Origin of the sequence: Cysteiniphilum sp. QT6929, assembly GCF_030035755.1 — a bacterium.
GTDB lineage: Bacteria > Pseudomonadota > Gammaproteobacteria > Francisellales > Francisellaceae > Caedibacter > Caedibacter litoralis.
Map to the genome: position 1 here is coordinate 2512566 of NZ_CP103983.1, position 18978 is coordinate 2531543.

Consider the following 18978-nt stretch of genomic DNA (forward strand, 5'->3'; position numbering starts at 1 on the left):
AAAAGAGGGGAATATTACAAAAGACACCTATCAATTCCCCTCTTTTCAAGAGGGGTGTCAGCCGAAGGCTGACGGGGTGTTTTAAAATTAGGGCTTTTTTCTAATGGTGTATAACTCCAACTTCTTTCTATGCTTTAACTTGCTCAAGCAGTTTATCCATCGTTTCAACACTTGCGGTATCTTGATAGTTAAGCTCTTTAACAATGCGCTTATTTAGACCTGTTAATACCTTATTCGCACCGCATTCGATAACGTTAGTAATACCAAGCTCAGCCATCTTTTCAATGGTTTGCGTCCATTTGACAGGCGAGTAAAGCTGTTTAACCAACGCTGTTTTAATCTCATTGATGTCAGTATGTGATTGGATGTCATAGTTGTGAATCACTTTAATGGCTGGCACTTTGATCGTGATTTTATCTAAAGCCGTGGCAAATTTATCAGCTGCCTCTTTCATTAATGAGCAATGCGATGGCACGCTAACAGGTAAGAGTTGCGCGCGTTTTGCCCCCATTTCTTTGGCAATTTCATTGGCTTTCTCAACGGCTTTTAACTCGCCTGAGATCACAACTTGCCCGTGTGAGTTAAAATTAGCAGGTTCAACAATACCTGCTGATCTTGCTGCATCACAGCACTTGATCACTTCTTCATTGCTTAATGCCAAAATAGCACTCATGGCGCATGCTTTATCGGTAATAGCAGATTGCATCAGTTGCCCGCGTAAACGCACCAAACGTAGCGCATCAGCAAAATCAATGCTACCTGCGGCGCAAAGTGCCGAATACTCACCAAGGCTGTGTCCTGCAAGTATTTCAGGGGTGATATTACTGTGATTATTAAGCACGCGCCAAATGGCAATGCTTGCAGCTAGTAACGCGGGTTGTGTATATTCTGTTTGGTTAAGCTTATCTTCATTTTCTTGAGTGATCTGCCAAAGATCAAAACCTAAAGCATCATTGGCTTCAGTAAAGGTTTGTTTAACCTCATTAAAACGTGCGTAATAATCATCTAACATCCCAAGCTTTTGTGAGCCTTGTCCTGGAAAAACGATGGCTGTTTTCGTCATATCAATATTCCTAATTTCTTAATACTGTAATCATCGCTAATTATTTGCTTATAAATAGCAGCAAATAATTAGCGATAGATATGGGGTTTTAAAGATGGCACTATCCTAGTGAATTTTGCGCCAATCTTCAAAAGGTTTGTTATTGATTAAGGTAAATTATTACAGAGATTGAAGAATTTTTTGGGGATTATGCTTTAAGCTTGGTTACAAGCACATCCTGTTTGGCGTGGTGAAGTACCGCATTGGCAGTTGATCCTAGGAAAAAGCGACCAAAGGCGCCGCGCTGATGACTACCAATGACGATAAGACCATAGCCGTGTGAGTTAGCCGTTTCAGTAATCTCATCTGCAGCACTGCCTGCTTGGAGATAACGGTGACCTTTAAATTGATATTTGTTTGACCAATCATTAAGTTTTTGCTGCATATCTTCGGTAAGTTGCGATTGTACTTCAGGTACGATGCCATAAATACCGGTAACAACCGTTGGATCGCCTTGAACACAAATCGTTGAAACCGATGAGTCAAAAGTATGTGCGATCTCTTTTGCAAGACTCGCAACTTGGGCGCTGTCATCTTCAAGATCGGTAGCCAGTAGAATCTTGCCATAATTCATGACTTGATTGGGGTTGTTCTCACGAATACGTACGGTTAGGACATCACATTTGGCTTTATGCAAGACACTATTGGCTGTAGAACCTAATAGCAGGTTTAAGCCATGACGTGCATGTGAGCCGATGATAATAAGATCACAATCATGGGCTTCAGCATAATGTGTGATTTCATAGTTTGGATTGCCTTGAGCAATATGAAACTCGGCATTAATGCCATCAAATTGTGGCTTGATCTCTTTTAATTTTTGCTTGGCATTCTCTTGTAAGCTTTTTTGAAAATCCATTGCCGCAGGCACAAATTCAGCGGCATTATCAATAACCGTCATGACATCAAGCTTAAGTTTTAGCTTGTGAGCAATCGCTTTAGCTGATGCGATAACGTGTTCTGTGTCTTCATAAATATTGACGGCAACAAGTGCTTTTTTGTATGTCATGGTGAGCTCCCTTATAAATGTTAACCATGGGTAAATGTTCCTTGAACCTAGTTTATACCCATCACAAGCCATTTTACAGAATTTTTTGCTTTGTATTTTGCGTGCTTTTGGCGAACCGCTAGCAGGTTTACGGTTATTCGTTTTGTTAATGGAGGTATAAGTTTATATGATTTTTGTTTAGAAATGGTACACGCTAGAATGCCTGTAGTGAAAATGATCAATGAGAGTAAATAATGAAAACAGTAATGGCTTTAGTGATTGCGATGGTGAGTATTGCTGGTGTTTTGGCTTTGGCATCACTTAAGACTGAGGCGCTGTTGCAACAAAAGTATATTGAGCGTGTTGTTTTTCAGAGTGACTTTGTGTGATGAAGAAGATAACTATTCAGGAGTAGAGAAAGCATCCGGCTTTTCAGAACCTTCGCCAAATAAGAATTTTTCCATTTCAGTCATTAAGAATTTTTTAGCTTCAGGCTCTAATAGATTAAGGCGATATTCATTGATTAAAATCGTTTGATGATCAAGCCATTTGCTCCAAGCTTCTTGCGAGATCGATTTGAAAATGCGCTGCCCAAGCTCTCCTGGGATTGGCGCGTACTGCATGGCAGTGCCTTGTTGTTTCAGTTTTTCACAAAAAATATCAGTCATGGTTTATCTCTTTTCTTGTTTAGTTTATATTTAGTTCAAGTTGCGCACTTAATATTAAAGTTATGCACTTTATCTTATTTCAACACCCCGCCTCGCAAGCTTGGCACCCCTCTTGAAAAGAGGGGAATATAAAAAAATCAACCTTCGCCCAATTCCCCTCTTTTCAAGAGGGGTGGCAGCCGTAGGCTGACGGGGTGTTTAAAAATATTATAATTTTTCTACAGCTTGTAATTCTAGTTAATAAGAAACGCAGTTATTACCGCGAAATGTGGTGTTAACAATTTTTCTTGTTTTGTTGTCAAAGACAATCCACGTTGTACAAGATAATGAATAAGTCTGACCACCTACAATCGTGCCAGGTGTTGAGATTACCGTCGTGTTATTGCCATTTTGCACGGTGGTAATGTTTGTTGGCATCTGTGTGATTGGTGTGCTTACGATTTGGCGATCACTATAGACATAAGCGGTTTGGTTATTATCAAGCTTCAATGTTTTATTCGGATATCCCCACATCTGCACAAAATTATCAATTGTTTGACCATGCCATTGATCTAAAATTGCACGATATTTTGCAGTGGTCGCGCATGCGCTCATCACAAGGCTTAATACGCTAAAAAGCAATGTTTTAAGTAAAGGAGATGTTTTGTTTAGTCTCATCAACGGCTCCTATTGGTCATTGATATTATTTTGTTTCTTGAGAAAGCCTAACTTCTTCATATAAATAGTCAATAAGGAAATAGCTGCAGGTGTAACCCCTTGGATGCGTGAGGCCTCGCCCAAGCTTGATGGACGCTGTGTCATAAGCTTTTGGCGGACCTCATTAGAAAGCCCTGAAACCTTGCTATAGTCAAAATCTTGAGGGATTTGCGCATTTTCAAGGGTTTGGTTGGCAAGAATTTCTTCGTTCTGACGCTCGATATATCCTGCATATTTGGCAGAGATTTCAATTTGCTCAATGGCTTGTGTGTGATCGATAAATTCACCAAGCTCTGCGATATTGGCAAGGCTTTGATAATCAACTTCAGGGCGCTTTAATAAGTCAAATAGATTACTTTCTTTACTCATGGCTTTACCAAGCAATGACTCTAACTTATCGGCTTTAACACTTTTGGGTGAAACCCATGTGGATTTTAAACGTGAGGTTTCATTTGATATCAATGCTGCCTTAGCAAGATATGCCTCTTTGTCTTTATTGTTTAATAATCCTAGCTCAATAGCCTTTGGGCATAGACGTGCATCGGCATTATCTTCTCTTAAAATCAATCGATATTCGGCGCGTGAAGTAAACATACGATAAGGCTCTTGTGTCCCCTTGGTGATTAAATCATCGATGAGTACACCGATATACGCTTCATTACGCTTAGGTGACCAAGTCGGTTTATCTTGTGCTTTTAATGCTGCATTTAATCCGGCAATAAGACCCTGAGCACCGGCTTCTTCATAGCCGGTTGTGCCATTGATTTGTCCAGCAAAGAAGAGATTCCCAACGTGCTTGGTTTCCAAGCTTGGATATAAACCACGCGGATCAAAGAAATCATATTCAATCGCATAACCAGGACGCGTGATATAGGCATTTTCAAAACCTTCGATACTGCGAATAAACTGCAGTTGCACATCAAATGGCAAAGAAGTCGACATGCCATTAGGATAAAGTTCAATACTATCCAAGCCTTCGGGTTCAACAAAAATCTGATGGCGATCTTTATCAGCAAAGCGCACGATTTTATCCTCAATGGATGGGCAATAACGTGGTCCAATGCCATCGATCATGCCACCATACATCGCTGAGCGATCAAGGTTTTTAAGAATAATCTCATGGGTTTTAAGATTGGTGTAGGTGATGTGACATGGTACTTGCAGTGGATGCTCATGTGCTTCAGTGAAAAATGAAAAACAAGGTGTCGGGTCATCACCAGGTTGGACACCCATTGCCGCGAAGTTAACCGTACGCTTGTCAATACGCGGTGGTGTACCTGTTTTTAAACGCGCGACATCAAAAGGAAGTGCACGCAGTTTCTGTGCTAAGGCATTAGCTGGCTGATCACCGGCACGCCCACCTTGGTAATTATTAAAGCCGATATGAATTTTGCCGGCAAGAAACGTCCCAACTGTTAAAACAACTGTTTTGGCACGAAAGCTTAGTCCCATTTGCGTGACAACACCAGTGACGCGATCATTTTCGATCAACAGGTCATCAACCCCTTGTTGGAAAATCGATAAGTTTTCTTGATTCTCTAGTGCGTGGCGTACAGCGATTTTGTAAAGTGTGCGATCAGCTTGTGCGCGTGTCGCGCGTACCGCAGGTCCTTTTCTGGCATTAAGTGTGCGAAATTGAATACCTGCCTTATCAATCGCTTTTGCCATAATGCCGCCTAGGGCATCAATTTCTTTAACCAAGTGACCTTTGCCAATGCCGCCTATAGCAGGATTACAAGACATCTGTCCCAAAGTGTCGATATTGTGCGTTAAGAGTAGGGTGTTGGCACCCATACGTGCAGCTGCCGCTGCGGCTTCTGTTCCAGCATGACCACCGCCAACAACGATAACATCAAAGTCTTGAGGATAAAACATCATAATAATAGATCTACTTGTTAATTTATGGTTATTACAACTACTTTAGTTTATTTAAAACCGATTAATTAGGCTGCAAAATTTCATTAATTTTACTAACTTTACTGATGCGCATCATATAAAAAAAACAAGGGTATGTCTATGAACTTTGAGTTGTGTCCTTAAGCCTTTGTGTGTGATGATTTTCCCACTTTTAAGTTATTTGAGACTTACGCATTGAAAGGGGCGTAGGTATTTAGCAACCTTATGATATTGCGCTGTTTCTAGCAGTGCACTTATTTGTTACACTAAGCGGCAGTAATGATTTGACTGAGAGTTAAGATCTGTATGAAAAATATGGCAAGTAATTGCAGCACTGATTTATGTGCTCATTAAGAGTTGATGTTATGCGTTTAAGCAAAGAAAATATATCAATCATAAAATCATGCGTTCATCAGGTGTTTGGTGATGATATGCGAGTGTTTTTATTTGGTAGTCGCACGGATTGCTCGAAGCGTGGAGGGGATATAGATCTATATCTTTTACCTAAAAAAGATGAGGTAATCGTCAATGGGTTTAACAAAAAAATTGAGTTACTGGTGGCATTAGAAAAAGCCATTGGTGAGCAAAAAATTGATGTTGTGCTTGCAAAAACTGGCGCTGATAAACGATTAATAGATAATGTGGCGTTAAAAGAGGGGATAGAGTTATGACACCTTTAGAGGATAAGCTGGTCAAAATTTTATATGAATGTAATCAACATAAAAAAAGAATAGACTATGCGTATAACAATATGAAACATAGGCTTCCCTTTGATGCAGAAAATTATGAACAATTTCAAGATGAGGAAATTGAGCATATTGATCAATTCTTATTTCGTTTTTCTAAATTACAGGATGTGATGGGGGAAAAACTATTCCCAACGATACTTAGCCTTCTAGCAGAGGATATTAAGCGCAAATCATTTATTGACATCTTAAACCGCTTAGAGGCGTTAGAGTTGTTAGAGACGGATAATTGGTTGCGATTAAGGAAAATCAGAAATAGTGTTGCGCATGAATATGGCTTTAATGTGGTTGATATGGTGGAAAGTTTGAATGCTATTTATGCATCATGTAATAATTTGCTCGATATCTATGATGTAATCTATGCATTTTGTTTACAGCGTTTTGGTGGATTTATTACAGATTATTCATAGGTCATAATGATCTGAGCGACATTTTCAAGCTGTCCTTTATCTAAAATACGTAATTTTTGTGTCAGTTCATGAATAATATTTTGCACTTTAATGGTGATAGTAATAATGGCAATGGTTTTGCGGTATATAACCCAACTAGCAATACTTGGGTAAAAACCTTAGGGCTACCGAATCAAGGCAGCTGGATTAAAACAGCATTATCAGCTGAGATTACGATTGAGAAAGTTTAAGTAGTCTTTGCTGATGCTTTTGAATCGTGGCAATAATATCTTGATATACATTGGATTGATAATGTTTGTCATCATTCAGTTTATCTGCTAACACAATCGCCTTATCTACAATCGTATTAAGCATTGGTTCTAGGATGTTTGATAGCGTAAATACTTGTTTAAAACCAATCGCTTCTGCTAATTGCAGAAAGTGTCTTAAGTAAACTTCCTGAAATTTATATTTACTGGCAATTTTCATTGCCATTTTTACCTTGAGTGATTTGTCGTAAATTGTCGTACTCAACAAATCATAACGCGGCGCCAGTATCATGCCGCTTTGATGATATAAAATGGAGAAGTTTTTGCCATGCGCATCACCATTGCCAATAAGGAAATTAAAAACAACCGTTTTAAATAGTTCAATCTTGTCTTGTGTGCGCATTTTCCCTTTTTTAATTTGTATATCAAGCAGTTTAAAACAATCAATCAATGAGGGACCGCCTTCGTTCTCATATTTGATTTCTGGCGGAATATGTAAAGCCTGACAAAAATCCTCTTGATGTAGACGCTGAATTTGTCCTTTTACAATCACTCGGTCATAGCGCTCAACAATATAGTAAGGCGTGTTCTCAAGCCATAAAATATCAGCGTTTGCAACATTTAATCCGCAGGATTTAGCAAGTTTCATGCAAAATAGCTCATTGAAAACAGTGTCGGTTAATCCGTGGATTGCTGGCTTAATAATGTGACTGGAGGGAGCGTTTTCAAGCGGTATAGCTAGCTTGTTATTGGCAAAAGCAATAACAAGCTTATCCTGTGCTCCTGCCTGAGATAGTTTGATGCCGTCATCACCCGCTAGAAGGGGGTGTTTGTGTAGTGTCTTTAGAATATCATTGGCATCATGATCATTAAGAATTTTGTATTGATACTCTGAGTCTGTTTCAGGGGGGTAGAATGATACAGAACCAGCACACTCTCCACCGATAGCCTTGAGTAATGCAAAAGTATTCTTAGGTGAAATATGTAAGTGCTTAGCTAAGCGAGATCGTAACGGCTCATCAGGAAGTAAGCCAGAGAAATAAGCCAAGGTAAGCTCATGACCAAATGCTTCATTTTGTAACGGTAGTGACATTGACAAAGGAGGATTGTTATTGTCAGAAGTATATGCTGGTAAATAGCTGAAGCTCAATTTTCCATCACTTAAAGAGATGGTTCCAATACAGATGCTATTGAAGTAAACGGTTAAGGTTTCAACTGCCATAGTCACATCCACTCACAATGCAGATCTAGTGCAATGCCAATGGCTCCAAGCAGGTGGATGACCTTGCCAATTTCTGCAGTTTCTTTACCATTTTCAATGTCACTAATAAAGCGGATGCCAACACCGCTAATACCTGAAAGATCTGATTGAGTAAACTTTTGTGCTTTCCGTGCTTTGCGAATAATATCACCAATATCTTGGGTGTTGATTATATTAACTCTCATTTATCAAGTGCCCTTTTATTCCCGATCAGGCATAATTTTAGGCAAGCTTGATATGTGTTGTCAATATTTTCCCTAGCGGGAATGTTTTATAGATACTCTAAGCGTTGGCTGAGTATTAGTCGAAGCCATGAATTTTGATACCTCCTGTGACTTCGCTCGGGGAAAGGTCGATATTGCCAACCCCAAGAAGCGGGTTAGATCAGTTCAGCTTGCTAGGGCAAAATTGCTTGATCATTTGGGTAACTCTTAATTAAATATGGTAAACCCCCAGCTATGCTGGGGTGACTCTCAAAGGTTTGACCGTTGAGGCGGTCGTAATATCCTTTTGTTTGGATCAACAGACAAAAGGAAAAAGAACCAATGAGAGACTACAAAAGTTTGTCGCATACGAAATGGGATTGCAAGTACCATATTGTATTCATTCCGAAGCGACGCAAGAAGGTTATTTATGGGTCATTAAGAAAATATTTGGGCAAACTACTGCATGAGTTAGCTCAAATGAAAGGTGTTGAAATAGTGGAGGGTCATTTGATGCGTGATCATGTGCATATGTGTTTAAGTATTCCGCCAAAATATTCAGTTTCTAATGTTGTTGGTTTTATGAAGGGCAAAAGTGCTATTCAAATAGCAAGACAGTATATGGGCAAAAAGAGGAATTTTACGGGCGAGAATTTTTGGGCACGAGGCTATTTTGTATCAACAGTTGGTTTGGATGAGGAAGTTGTAAAGCAGTACATCCGAAACCAAGAAAAAGAGGATGAACACTATGAGCAACTGACACTTGGTCTATAGCGCTTTGAGCGCTTCATCTTTATCAGTCCCTTAGAGGGGCTAACAAAAATAAGCCCCCAGCTCTGCCGGTGGTAATTTAACTTGACTTGTTTCATGTGATTTAAGGCTCTATTTGTGTTGTAAGGAGATTATAATTCATACTTATTGCATCGTTAGTTTTTTACAAAGGACGTTTTCTAACAACGAGAAAATTAATGCTTTTCCTCGCTTCTTTGCATTATGAACAAACTCAAAAAATGCCAAATACTTTGGTAGCTTTTCTTGAGAAATCCCTCGATGTGGTCTTAACCATGATCTTAATAGCGACCAACAACCCTCCTGAGTATTAACGTGGACTTCATAAAACCCATCACCATCCTCATCGCGTGCATATTCCCCAGAACCATGATTCACTGTTTTATGCTTATAGCCTAATTGCGTCAAATTGGCGTAAATGACATACTCATCCGTATAGACGGTACTGCCTGGCTGTATGCAAGATTCAATATAGGGTTTTATCGTCTTCTGTTTAACATCAGGTAGCATTTGCACCACAACATCTCCTCCACGTTGAATCATACCAAATACTGGCGGCTTTTCTTTTTCCAAAGTGCCTCGTCCTCGAGCTCCTTTCAATCGATTACGCCTTGCCTTACGCCCTTTTTTTTAACCGCTGTTGGATTACCCTTATGCCCTGCAACCACATACACTTCATCGCACTCGACCTCACCTGATAATACGGTAGGTTCTCGTCTTTGCTCGACACCTTCGCGTAATTGCATAGTCATGGTGTACACGTCAGTCTCATTCAGCTCCAACTCCTTTGCAATCTGCGCATTTGAGAGGTTTAGCCCCATGAAATAAAGGCATAGAATCCATGTCTTCAAAGGTTGGTGCCGATTGGTGAAAATCGTATGTGTTAAGTCGTCAAAATCTTTATCGCATTGTTTGCAATGGTAACGTTGGCAAAACTCTGCTTTACTTGAGGCTCCTCGCTTGATGATTTTGTCTGCCGACGCCATACAATGCGGACAAGTTACTCCATTTGACCAGCGCAATTTACGCACTGTTTCATAGCACTGCTGCTCATCTATTAAGTGTTGAATATTAATCATTGCCATATCTAATCACATAAAAACGTCATAAAACTACAGGATTTATCACTATTGCACAACACTTTATTTAACTCCCTGAAACACAAATAGAGCCTGATTTAATACTGCTAGTCGATTGTGCGAGAAATTTTATAGGTTATAATTACGCAACTGAATTTCATAGATTATTAAATATGGGTAACTACCCAGCAGCTTGTTAATTGAACTGTGGAACTTTGCCATTAAAGACATCCGCAATGGTATCAATAATCTTCCAACCCTGTTTGCGTGCAGTTGATAATAATGTGCGAATACGCACAAACTTTTGAGCGCCAGTTTCACTACGAAAGCAGCCTGATACCTTTTGTTTTACCTTCATCATACGCAAGTCATTCTCAGCCTGGTTATTAGTAAAAGGCACTTCTGAATCATAGATAAATCTAAGCACGTCATTCTTGTAATCACGCAATCGTAATAATAAGTTGTGCCCCGTTCGTCGCTTTTTTCTACCTCGTTTACCAGTGCTTCCTAAAGGCATCAAAATTTCATGGTATTTAAGACCATCCGCTACAATCCGATCATAAATTTTGCTGATTAAAACTTGCTTATTAGGCAATAGTACTGATTGATCAGATATATTCACCAAATGACAGCTTTTCCTCAGTAATCTCATCATACGTTTTGCCCAAATTTCGCCATCTTCAGCTAAAGATCTTAACTCACGCAAGTGATGAGCATTGCATAATGCATGACTTATACCTTCAAGGGTAAAATAGGATTTCCAATGATCATGAACCACGATACCTGTTAGACCAGTCAGTAGAGATTTACGCTTAGGACTCACGTGATAATAAGTATAGTTAGCATTTGAGCAAACATGTAACCATTGGGTTTTTGAGCATATGCGATAACCAGTTTCATCTAAATGTTTAACTGGAGCATTTTTAAGCTGATCAAGAACCATTTGCTCGAATTCAATCAATTGATCAGCACATGTTTGACTAAACTCTGCAATACTGGCTTTTGCCACACTAACACCAAATAAATCTTCTAACAACTGCTGAATGCGTTGCTCAGGAATAAAGTGTTGATTTTGCAAATACGTTGTATAGCTTTTTAGCTTATTACCATACTGCACTGGCGCATTAATACCTTCTGGAAAACTTGCCGTCGTATATTTCTGACAGTTCGGACAACACTTTTTCTCATGACAATATTCAATCACCTTAAGCTTTGGCATTTCAGGTAGATCATGTAACTGGCGTCTTACATAGCCTTGTGCTTTTGTGTCACTTAAATCGCTCTGGCAATGATCGCAACTCGTTACAGATTTAGTCACGACTTCATCTGGTTTAGCTTGCCAAAGATTGCTACCATTATGATCTTTTTGACCACCTGATTTCTTCTTGGTAGCCTTGGATTTAAGTTTACCTTTTTCGCTGACACTGTTATTTTTGTTAGGACGTGACAAACCATCGCTTGAAGGCGGTTTTGAGCTGTTACGACTATTCTTGGAAAGCCGCTTCTTAAGTTGCTCAATCTCCTCTTTTAATCGAGCATTTTCACGCTCAAGCGTGTCGATTCTAGCCAATAGCTCTTGAATCATTTTTTCTAGTTTCATATCCATCGATCAAATTACGCCATATTTATTTGCAAATGAAAACATCAAATCTGGAAAAATTGCCAAAAATTACTGTTTATCAAAATCTAACCTGCTGGGTAGTTACAAATATGGCAAAATCAATAGAACCAAAAATTGCAGAATTAGGCAATGGGTGGCTTAAAAAATATAATTTAGATTATAGATTAGAACAAGAAGAGTTAACTACTGAGATAGACAAAGCGCTCAATGATTATCATACAAAGAGTGGTGGTAAAGGTGGAAACCGCCCTGATGCAAAGCTTTTGTTGGAAGATAAGTTCTTAAAACAATTTCCTGTATTGATTGAGTACAAAGGCTATAAAACCAAGCTAGAAAAGCTTAATGCTTATGGTGAAGTTGAAAATAGAAACTCTAAAAATGAAGCAAATCTAAAAAACATTAATTCTTATGCAGTTAATGGTGCAATACATTATTCGAATGCTTTATTACATTATACTTCCTATACAGATATTATTGCTATTGGGATGACTGGTTATAAAGATGACTCTGGTAATATTAGGCATGAAATTGGTGTTTATTATGTTTCAAAGAGCAATCTTGGGGTGGGTCAGAAGGTTGGGAATTTCTCAGATTTTTCATTTTTATCACCTGATAATTTTGATGCGTTTATAGAGAAAATTAAGACATTAAATTTATCGCAAGATGATATAAATAGGTTAAAAGAGCAGCGAGAGAAAGAAATCGATGTAGCTTTAGTTAGGCTTAATAACGACATATACCAAAATGAAAAGGGATTAGGTGAGAATGACCGTGTTTATCTTGTCGCTTCTTCAATTATTGCAACGCTTGGAGTGTCAGGTGAGGTGACACCTCTTGAAAAATCTGACTTAACGTCTTCCTCAGAAATCGGGAACACGGATGGTGATATTATTCTAAGAAAAATAAAAGCATTTTTAAGCCATAAAAAAATACCAGAAGATAAGATGAACTTAATTTTAAGGACATTAGAAAACACTCTAACTACTGATAATATTAATAAGGCGGAAAAGAATAAGGATGGTAAGAAAGAAAGTCAGCTTAAAAGAGTTTTCTGTAAAATTGTAGATGATTTAGGTATTTATTATAAAATTGGTTTAACTACTGATTTTACAGGTAAGCTTTTTAATGAAATGTATGGTTGGTTGGGGTTCTCGCAGGATAAACTAAATGATGTTGTTCTGACACCATCTTACGTTGCTAATCTTTTAGTTAAATTAGCACGTGTGAATAAAGATTCTTATGTATGGGATTTTGCGACAGGTTCAGCAGGGCTTTTGGTTGCTGCTATGAATGAAATGTTAAATGATGCTAAAAACACAATTACCTCTTCAACTGAGCTGAAAGAAAAAGAATTAAAAATAAAAGCAGAACAATTACTTGGTTTAGAGCTTCTTTCAAGTGTATATATGCTGGCAGTGTTAAATATGATTTTAATGGGTGACGGAAGTTCAAATATTTTGAATCAAGACTCACTAAAAGACTTTAATGGTAATTATGGTTTTAAACAAAAAGATAACGCTTTCCCAGCAGATGCTTTTGTTCTTAATCCTCCATATTCAGCTAATGGTAATGGGATGAACTTTGTTGAGAAAGCACTTGGAATGATGACAAGGGGTTATGCTGCCATTATTATTCAAAACTCAGCAGGGTCTGGGAAAGCTAAGGATTACAATAAAAAAATATTGCAAAAAAATACGCTATTAGCCAGTATTAAAATGCCAATAGACATTTTCATTGGTAAATCTAGTGTGCAAACCAATATATATGTTTTTAAGGTTGGTGAGCCACACCATAAAGAGGAAACTGTTAAATTTGTTGATTTTTCTAATGATGGATACACTCGAAGCAATAGGAAAAAAGCGAGTAACAATTTAAAAGACACTAATCAAGCTAAAGAAAGGTACGAAGAAGTAGTAAATTTAGTTCGCTTTGGTAAGCGTCAATTAAATATATTTACAGAAAAAGAGTATTATGAGGGATTTATTGATCCAAAAAATGGCGCTGACTGGAATCAGAGTGCGCCAATAGATACTAAGCCAACATTAGAAGATTTCAAAAAAACTGTGAGTGATTATTTGGCATGGGAAGTTAGTAGTTTGCTGAAAAATAAAAATGATTGTGGTGATGAGTTGGGAAAGTGAGTTCCCTGCTCAGTGAAAAATTGAAAAATACTGAGTGGGGTGAATTTAACCTTGAGAGGCTATTTGGGAAATCTACTCGTGGCAAGCGTCTAAAAAGTGCGGATAGAATATCTGGCCAACTACCATTTGTAACAGCTGGAGAGACAAATGAAGGTATTTCGGCATTTATAGGTAATGATGTTACTATTTTTTCGGCAAACACTGTGACAATAGATATGTTTGGTTCCGCTAAATATCGGAGCTATAAATATGGTGCTGATGACCATGTTGCGGTTGTACACACTGATAATCTTTCAGAATCTGCTTCTATTTTCATAGCAGCGGCAATAAATAAATCATCCTACACTGATAAATTTCACTACGGTAGAAATTTTTATGCTAAAGATGCTGATGAATTAAACATTAAGCTGCCAATAAAAGATGGTAAAATAGATTTTGAATTTATGGAGAACTTCATATCTGAATTGGAAGCTGACAGAGTATCTGAATTGGAAGCTGACAGAGTATCTGAATTGGAAGCTTATTTGTCAGTTACAGGGCTAAGAAATTATATTTTAACATCACAAGAGCAACAGGCTTTGCATGATTTTGAGAGTGGAACAGTTGATTGGGGCTTGTTTAAAATGAAAGATTTATTTTTTAGATTAAAAACAATTAAACTACCTTTTAAAGCAAGTGATTTGTCAGCAGAACCAATAGGTAAGTATACCTTACCTTGTCTCACTTCGAGTTTTAGAAATCAAGGGTTAAATTACTATGCTCCAAGAGATAATGTAACAATTCTAAAAAATGTAATTTCAATACCATCCAATAGTGATGTATACAGAGCTTACTATCAGTCAAGAGACTTTACAGTCCTATCTGATGCTTATACTGTTAGTTGGATTTATGATGATGTTAAGTTATCTCGTAATCAATACTTATTTGCTGTATCTTGTATTAATCAAGTTACAGATTTAGCAATATACTCATATAAAAATAAATTAGGCGGGTGGAATGTTGTAAAAAATAAACAAATAATGTTGCCCACAAAAAATAACAAGCCAAACTATGAAATTATGGAAACTTTTATATCCGCAATTCAAAAGCTCGTTATAAAAGATGTTGTTTTATACACAGATAGAAAAATAACAGCACATAAAGAAATCATTTTAGCTAAGCAACGACATACTGCATTTCGAAAATCAAAAGAGGTCTGTGACTCCTCTGAGGTTTAAGTTGATTCAGTTCAGATTCCTCGTAAGCTGGTAAAAAAACTTGAATATAACAGCCTATATGATTAGGATGTCTAGCAGATTGTGGGCTTATTAAAATAATCTCTTTTTAAAGTGACCCCATATAACCTAATCATCATAAGTTAAGAAAGCAATATGACAGAACAAAAACATAAGCTGGTGGCAACACATTTGGGCAAAGCATATCGCTCGCGTTGGGTTGTGGTCGATGTGTCTATGGAGGTCAATACTGGTGAAATTGTCGGGCTTTTGGGGCCAAATGGTGCGGGTAAAACAACGTCATTTTATATGATTGTCGGGTTGGTGCGCCCAAATCGTGGTACGGTTTTTTTGGATGGTCAGGATATTACGAAGTTACCGATCCATTGGCGTGCACGTCAGGGTATTGGCTATTTGCCACAAGAGGCTTCGGTTTTTAGAAAGTTAAGCGTTGAGAAAAATATCATGGCGATTCTGGAAACCAGAAAAGAGCTTTCCAAAGAGCAGCGCCAAGATGAACTTGAATCATTGTTAGATGAGTTTAGTATTCAACATATTCGCAATAGTCTAGGGATGAGTTTATCCGGTGGTGAGCGTCGTCGTGTTGAGATTGCGCGTGCTTTGGCGATGTCGCCACGCTTTATCTTGTTGGATGAACCCTTTGCTGGTGTTGATCCAATTTCAGTAATTGATATCAAGAAGATTATTACCCACCTGAAAAACCGTGGTATTGGTGTGTTGATTACCGATCACAATGTGCGTGAAACCTTGGATATTTGTGAGCGTGCTTATATTGTTAATGCCGGTAAGATGATTGCATCAGGCAAACCACGTGAGATTTTAAGTAATGAGCAGGTGCGTAAGGTCTATCTTGGTGAACAATTTAGAATGTAAATGGAAACAAATTAATGCACTATTCCGTATTACTTAATGAATCGATTGCCGCACTTGCGATTAAGGTGGATGGTATCTATGTTGATGGCACATTCGGTCGCGGTGGACATTCACGTCAAATTTTAGCAGGCTTAACAACTGGTAAATTAATTGCATTTGATCGCGATCTTGAGGCAATAGAGTATGCCAAAGTGCATTTTAAAGCTGAGATTGAGAGTGGTAAACTGATTCTTGTGCATGCCCCATTTTCAACCATGGCTCATGCGTTAACTGAGCTTGGATTTGCAGGCAAAGTCGATGGTGTGCTGTTGGACTTAGGCGTGTCATCACCGCAATTAGATGTGGCAGAACGTGGCTTTAGCTTTATGAAAGATGGTCCGCTAGATATGCGCATGGATCAAACCAAAGGACTTTCGGCAGAGGATATTCTGATAAATTATGATGCTGAAGAATTAGCCCATATTTTTCGTGAATATGGTGAGGAAAAGCATGCTTGGCGCATCGCTCAAGCGATAAAAGCGGCACTTGCGAAAGGAGATATTCTTGATCGCACTTTAAAGCTCGCCTCATTGATTGAGAAAACAATTGGTAAAAAGGAAAAAAAACATCCTGCGACACGTTGTTTTCAGGCGCTTAGAATCTGTGTTAATGCGGAGCTTGATGAAGTAAGCACAACATTGAATGACGCTTTTGAAGTGCTTAAACCATCAGGGCATTTAGCCGTGATTAGTTTTCATTCATTAGAAGATAGAATTGTGAAGCAGTTTATGACCAAATTGGTCAAGGGTGAGGATAAAAAATTGCCGCGAGGTATGCCAATCTTGGAAGAGTTTGTGCCCAAAGCGAAGTGGTGTGTCAAGCAAGGTAAAGCTTCTAGCAAAGAGCTTGAAGAAAACGTGCGCTCACGTAGTGCGATATTGCGTGCTGTTGAGAGGTTGTGATATGACACGCTCTGAAGTACGCAGCAAGCTATTTACATCTTTTGTCAAAAGTACGTTTAATGCGCGAGTGCTCATTGCTTTTTTGCTGTGTATGACGCTTATTATCTCGGCATTTATGGTGGTAATCGTGAAATATCATTATAAAGTGGCATTGGATAAAGAACAGAAATTGATGTACCAGCAAGAGGATTTACGCGATCAATGGACGCAGATTTTGATTGAGCATAGTACCTTGGCATCGCCCTCACATGTTGAGGAAGTTGCCAAGAAAAATGATATGCGCCTACCCAGTGTCAAAGAAACAAAAGTGATTCAAAGTAATGCGTAAGATCAAACTAAGTTGGCGCTACTATTTTATTTTGTTGGTGATCGTGTGTGTGTTGGGTTTGCTTGTTTATAAGCTCACCCATATGCAAACGGTAGAATATGCCAAGCTTAAAAAAGAAGGCGATAATCGCTCGGAGCGTACCTTAACGACAACGGCCTATCGCGGCATGATCAGTGATCGCAATGGTAAACCGCTGGCGATTAGTACACCTGTAGATTCGATTTGGGTCAATCCGTTTTATATTACAAGTGATGACCCGAGTTTGCGTAAAATTCTTAATCTGTTGGAGTTGGATAAAGCGCAACAAGATGCAATCATTGCGCGTATTAAAGCGCGTGAAGGGCGCCATGGTTTTGTTTATCTTAAACGTCAGGTCTCACCATTTATCGCGCAGAAAATCAAAACATTGGATGTGAAAGGGGTTAAAATCGAGCGCGAATTCAAGCGTTTTTATCCTGATACTGAGGTGATGGCGCATGTCGTTGGATTTACTAATATCGATGATCAAGGGCAAGAAGGCATTGAGCTGGAATACAATAAATATCTCACGGGTAAAGACGGCACCCGTTCAATTCATAAAGATTTGAAAGGTGGTGTTGCACGTAAAAATGCCGATGATACTGAAGTCAAACATGGGTCTGATATTACTTTAAGCATTGATCGCAAGCTGCAATATATCGCTTATAAGTACATAAAAGAGGGTGTAATCAATAATCATGCGGAAGCCGGATCTGCAATAGTGATGGATGTTAAAACTGGTGAAGTTTTAGCAATGGTTAATTACCCCTCATATAATCCCAACAATATGCAAGATGCGACACCTGAGAAACGTCGTAATCGGGTGGTAACAGATGTCTATGAACCAGGCTCAGTGATGAAACCATTTGCCGCTATTGCGGGGATGGAATCAGGGCAATACGATGTTGATACGATCGTTGATACCTCGCCGGGGTTTTACAAGCTTAATGGGCGCACGGTCAGGGATTTTCGTAATTATGGCGAGATGGATTTGCGTCACATTTTAATGAAATCATCAAATGTCGGTATTTCGCGTATTATCTTGTCAATTGATGCTAATGCCTTGGGTGATACCTTGCGCAAATTTGGTTTTGGACAAGTCACTAAAATTGGCTTTCCTGGTGAGCGCTCAGGCTATGTGCCCAGTCCGCGCAAGTGGGGTGAGTTTCCATTGGCAACCTTATCATTTGGTTATGGTATGAATGCGACAGCTTTACAGATTGCGACAGCTTATAGCGCCATTGCCAATGGTGGTAAGTTAATTCCACCAACCTTGTTAAAGCGTAATAAAAAAGAAGATGTTGAAGCTTTTCAGATTATTAATAGTGAGATTGCGGAAAAGGTGGTTGATATGTTAACTTCTGTGGTTGAAGGGCTGGGTGGGACGGCTTCTAAAGCGCGCGTGCCACGCTATCATGTTGCCGGTAAAACGGGCACGGTGCGTAAAGCAATAGCAGGAGGCTATGCATCCGATAGTTATATGGCAACATTTGTTGGTATTGCACCATCGTCGAATCCACGTATTGTTACTGTGGTGGTGATTGATGACCCGAAAGGGGAAGCGTATGGCGGGGGCTCTGCAGCAGCGCCAATTTTTGCGCAAATTACCGAGCATATTTTAAGAGTGATGGGTGTGCCTGCCGATAAACTCAAAAAAGCGTGATTATTCAGTTTGTTGTAAAATTTATTCAAAACTGCTAGTTAATGTTTGGTTTTTGCTGCCTTGCTTGTTATATTT

At 38.8% G+C, this 18978-nt stretch carries 21 protein-coding genes; 11 read left to right on the top strand and 10 right to left on the bottom strand.

Features of this window, described 5'->3' with window-relative positions:
- Positions 1-127 precede the first annotated feature (127 nt).
- Both fabD and NYP54_RS10980 read right to left on the bottom strand, forming a co-directional pair.
- Positions 128-1063 carry an ACP S-malonyltransferase gene (gene fabD, locus NYP54_RS10975; RefSeq protein ID WP_283156537.1) on the bottom strand — a complete coding sequence of 312 codons (936 nt, stop codon included), beginning with the start codon at positions 1061-1063 and terminating at the stop codon, positions 128-130.
- A 187-nt stretch (positions 1064-1250) separates the two neighbouring features.
- Positions 1251-2108, bottom strand: coding sequence for a universal stress protein (locus tag NYP54_RS10980; RefSeq protein WP_170137170.1), 858 nt, complete (start codon positions 2106-2108; stop codon positions 1251-1253).
- Between the two features lie 233 nt (positions 2109-2341).
- Between NYP54_RS10980 and NYP54_RS10985 the strand changes: the two genes are divergently transcribed.
- Positions 2342-2476: a hypothetical protein gene (locus NYP54_RS10985; protein ID WP_263479618.1), complete on the top strand. Its 135-nt coding sequence runs from the start codon at positions 2342-2344 to the stop codon at positions 2474-2476.
- Positions 2477-2488: 12 nt separating this feature from the next.
- On the opposite strand, the gene NYP54_RS10990 is transcribed toward NYP54_RS10985, so the two are convergent.
- The 3 genes from NYP54_RS10990 to mnmG form a co-directional block, all read right to left on the bottom strand.
- Positions 2489-2755, bottom strand: coding sequence for an oxidative damage protection protein (locus NYP54_RS10990; protein WP_117001601.1), 267 nt, complete (start codon positions 2753-2755; stop codon positions 2489-2491).
- A 237-nt stretch (positions 2756-2992) separates the two neighbouring features.
- A complete protein-coding gene (locus NYP54_RS10995; RefSeq protein WP_283156538.1) occupies positions 2993-3412 on the bottom strand; it encodes a hypothetical protein in 420 nt (139 codons plus the stop codon).
- 9 nt (positions 3413-3421) lie between these two features.
- Complete coding sequence (gene mnmG, locus NYP54_RS11000; RefSeq protein WP_283157537.1) at positions 3422-5326, bottom strand: tRNA uridine-5-carboxymethylaminomethyl(34) synthesis enzyme MnmG; 1905 nt, start codon at positions 5324-5326, stop codon at positions 3422-3424.
- Positions 5327-5688: 362 nt separating this feature from the next.
- Here mnmG and NYP54_RS11005 point away from each other — a divergent pair, with 362 nt between their 5' ends.
- The 3 genes from NYP54_RS11005 (at position 5689) to NYP54_RS11015 (ending at position 6733) form a co-directional block, all read left to right on the top strand.
- A complete protein-coding gene (locus NYP54_RS11005) occupies positions 5689-6018 on the top strand; it encodes a hypothetical protein (RefSeq protein ID WP_283156539.1) in 330 nt (109 codons plus the stop codon).
- Between the two features lie 80 nt (positions 6019-6098).
- Positions 6099-6503: a hypothetical protein gene (locus NYP54_RS11010; protein WP_283156540.1), complete on the top strand. Its 405-nt coding sequence runs from the start codon at positions 6099-6101 to the stop codon at positions 6501-6503.
- Between the two features lie 68 nt (positions 6504-6571).
- Positions 6572-6733 (top strand): hypothetical protein, encoded by a 162-nt coding sequence (locus NYP54_RS11015; RefSeq protein WP_283156541.1) that lies wholly within the window; start codon positions 6572-6574, stop codon positions 6731-6733.
- Here the strand turns inward: NYP54_RS11015 and NYP54_RS11020 are convergent.
- Both NYP54_RS11020 and NYP54_RS11025 read right to left on the bottom strand, forming a co-directional pair.
- Entirely contained in the window at positions 6714-7973 is a 1260-nt protein-coding gene (locus NYP54_RS11020; protein WP_283156542.1) for a type II toxin-antitoxin system HipA family toxin, read from the bottom strand. The two genes, NYP54_RS11015 and NYP54_RS11020, sit on opposite strands and share 20 nt — an antisense overlap.
- A gap of 2 nt (positions 7974-7975) precedes the next feature.
- Positions 7976-8197: a helix-turn-helix transcriptional regulator gene (locus NYP54_RS11025; protein ID WP_119329321.1), complete on the bottom strand. Its 222-nt coding sequence runs from the start codon at positions 8195-8197 to the stop codon at positions 7976-7978.
- A gap of 360 nt (positions 8198-8557) precedes the next feature.
- On the opposite strand from NYP54_RS11025, the gene tnpA reads away from it, so the two are divergent.
- Positions 8558-8989: an IS200/IS605 family transposase gene (gene tnpA, locus NYP54_RS11030; RefSeq protein ID WP_283156543.1), complete on the top strand. Its 432-nt coding sequence runs from the start codon at positions 8558-8560 to the stop codon at positions 8987-8989.
- Positions 8990-9130: 141 nt separating this feature from the next.
- Here tnpA and NYP54_RS11035 read toward each other — a convergent pair whose 3' ends face one another.
- The 3 genes from NYP54_RS11035 to NYP54_RS11045 all read right to left on the bottom strand — a co-directional run bounded on the left by NYP54_RS11035 (position 9131) and on the right by NYP54_RS11045 (position 11689).
- Complete coding sequence (locus NYP54_RS11035; protein WP_283156281.1) at positions 9131-9604, bottom strand: IS1595 family transposase; 474 nt, start codon at positions 9602-9604, stop codon at positions 9131-9133.
- Positions 9601-10089: a transposase gene (locus NYP54_RS11040; RefSeq protein ID WP_224728298.1), complete on the bottom strand. Its 489-nt coding sequence runs from the start codon at positions 10087-10089 to the stop codon at positions 9601-9603. The genes NYP54_RS11035 and NYP54_RS11040 overlap by 4 nt, the downstream gene beginning before the upstream one ends.
- A 190-nt stretch (positions 10090-10279) precedes the next feature.
- Positions 10280-11689, bottom strand: coding sequence for an IS66 family transposase (locus tag NYP54_RS11045; RefSeq protein ID WP_283155771.1), 1410 nt, complete (start codon positions 11687-11689; stop codon positions 10280-10282).
- A gap of 29 nt (positions 11690-11718) precedes the next feature.
- Here NYP54_RS11045 and NYP54_RS11050 point away from each other — a divergent pair, with 29 nt between their 5' ends.
- The 6 genes from NYP54_RS11050 (at position 11719) to NYP54_RS11075 (ending at position 18903) form a co-directional block, all read left to right on the top strand.
- Positions 11719-13845, top strand: a complete 2127-nt coding sequence (locus NYP54_RS11050; protein WP_283156544.1) for an N-6 DNA methylase — start codon at positions 11719-11721, stop codon at positions 13843-13845.
- Positions 13842-15062, top strand: a complete 1221-nt coding sequence (locus NYP54_RS11055) for a restriction endonuclease subunit S (RefSeq protein ID WP_283156545.1) — start codon at positions 13842-13844, stop codon at positions 15060-15062. The genes NYP54_RS11050 and NYP54_RS11055 overlap by 4 nt, the downstream gene beginning before the upstream one ends.
- A 153-nt stretch (positions 15063-15215) precedes the next feature.
- Complete coding sequence (lptB, locus tag NYP54_RS11060) at positions 15216-15953, top strand: LPS export ABC transporter ATP-binding protein (RefSeq protein WP_117001598.1); 738 nt, start codon at positions 15216-15218, stop codon at positions 15951-15953.
- 14 nt (positions 15954-15967) lie between these two features.
- Positions 15968-16894, top strand: coding sequence for a 16S rRNA (cytosine(1402)-N(4))-methyltransferase RsmH (rsmH, locus tag NYP54_RS11065; RefSeq protein WP_283156546.1), 927 nt, complete (start codon positions 15968-15970; stop codon positions 16892-16894).
- 1 nt (position 16895) lies between these two features.
- Entirely contained in the window at positions 16896-17222 is a 327-nt protein-coding gene (ftsL, locus tag NYP54_RS11070; protein WP_283156547.1) for a cell division protein FtsL, read from the top strand.
- A complete protein-coding gene (locus tag NYP54_RS11075; protein ID WP_283156548.1) occupies positions 17215-18903 on the top strand; it encodes a penicillin-binding protein 2 in 1689 nt (562 codons plus the stop codon). Before ftsL ends, NYP54_RS11075 begins: the two co-directional genes overlap by 8 nt.
- The last annotated feature ends 75 nt before the right edge of the window (positions 18904-18978 follow it).

What these genes read in the sequence shown, in the direction of transcription:
- lptB (WP_117001598.1), top strand. Translation starts at nt 15,216, where the DNA reads ATGACAGAACAAAAACATAAGCTGGTGGCAACACATTTGGGCAAAGCA.
- mnmG (WP_283157537.1), bottom strand. Translation starts at nt 5,326, where the DNA reads ATGTTTTATCCTCAAGACTTTGATGTTATCGTTGTTGGCGGTGGTCAT.
- NYP54_RS11045 (WP_283155771.1), bottom strand. Translation starts at nt 11,689, where the DNA reads ATGGATATGAAACTAGAAAAAATGATTCAAGAGCTATTGGCTAGAATC.
- tnpA (WP_283156543.1), top strand. Translation starts at nt 8,558, where the DNA reads ATGAGAGACTACAAAAGTTTGTCGCATACGAAATGGGATTGCAAGTAC.
- NYP54_RS11040 (WP_224728298.1), bottom strand. Translation starts at nt 10,089, where the DNA reads ATGGCAATGATTAATATTCAACACTTAATAGATGAGCAGCAGTGCTAT.
- NYP54_RS10980 (WP_170137170.1), bottom strand. Translation starts at nt 2,108, where the DNA reads ATGACATACAAAAAAGCACTTGTTGCCGTCAATATTTATGAAGACACA.
- NYP54_RS11005 (WP_283156539.1), top strand. Translation starts at nt 5,689, where the DNA reads ATGTGCTCATTAAGAGTTGATGTTATGCGTTTAAGCAAAGAAAATATA.
- fabD (WP_283156537.1), bottom strand. Translation starts at nt 1,063, where the DNA reads ATGACGAAAACAGCCATCGTTTTTCCAGGACAAGGCTCACAAAAGCTT.
- NYP54_RS11025 (WP_119329321.1), bottom strand. Translation starts at nt 8,197, where the DNA reads ATGAGAGTTAATATAATCAACACCCAAGATATTGGTGATATTATTCGC.
- NYP54_RS11050 (WP_283156544.1), top strand. Translation starts at nt 11,719, where the DNA reads ATGAAAACATCAAATCTGGAAAAATTGCCAAAAATTACTGTTTATCAA.
- NYP54_RS10985 (WP_263479618.1), top strand. Translation starts at nt 2,342, where the DNA reads ATGAAAACAGTAATGGCTTTAGTGATTGCGATGGTGAGTATTGCTGGT.
- NYP54_RS11020 (WP_283156542.1), bottom strand. Translation starts at nt 7,973, where the DNA reads ATGGCAGTTGAAACCTTAACCGTTTACTTCAATAGCATCTGTATTGGA.
- NYP54_RS10995 (WP_283156538.1), bottom strand. Translation starts at nt 3,412, where the DNA reads ATGAGACTAAACAAAACATCTCCTTTACTTAAAACATTGCTTTTTAGC.
- NYP54_RS10990 (WP_117001601.1), bottom strand. Translation starts at nt 2,755, where the DNA reads ATGACTGATATTTTTTGTGAAAAACTGAAACAACAAGGCACTGCCATG.
- NYP54_RS11010 (WP_283156540.1), top strand. Translation starts at nt 6,099, where the DNA reads ATGAAACATAGGCTTCCCTTTGATGCAGAAAATTATGAACAATTTCAA.
- rsmH (WP_283156546.1), top strand. Translation starts at nt 15,968, where the DNA reads ATGCACTATTCCGTATTACTTAATGAATCGATTGCCGCACTTGCGATT.
- NYP54_RS11015 (WP_283156541.1), top strand. Translation starts at nt 6,572, where the DNA reads ATGAATAATATTTTGCACTTTAATGGTGATAGTAATAATGGCAATGGT.
- NYP54_RS11075 (WP_283156548.1), top strand. Translation starts at nt 17,215, where the DNA reads ATGCGTAAGATCAAACTAAGTTGGCGCTACTATTTTATTTTGTTGGTG.
- ftsL (WP_283156547.1), top strand. Translation starts at nt 16,896, where the DNA reads ATGACACGCTCTGAAGTACGCAGCAAGCTATTTACATCTTTTGTCAAA.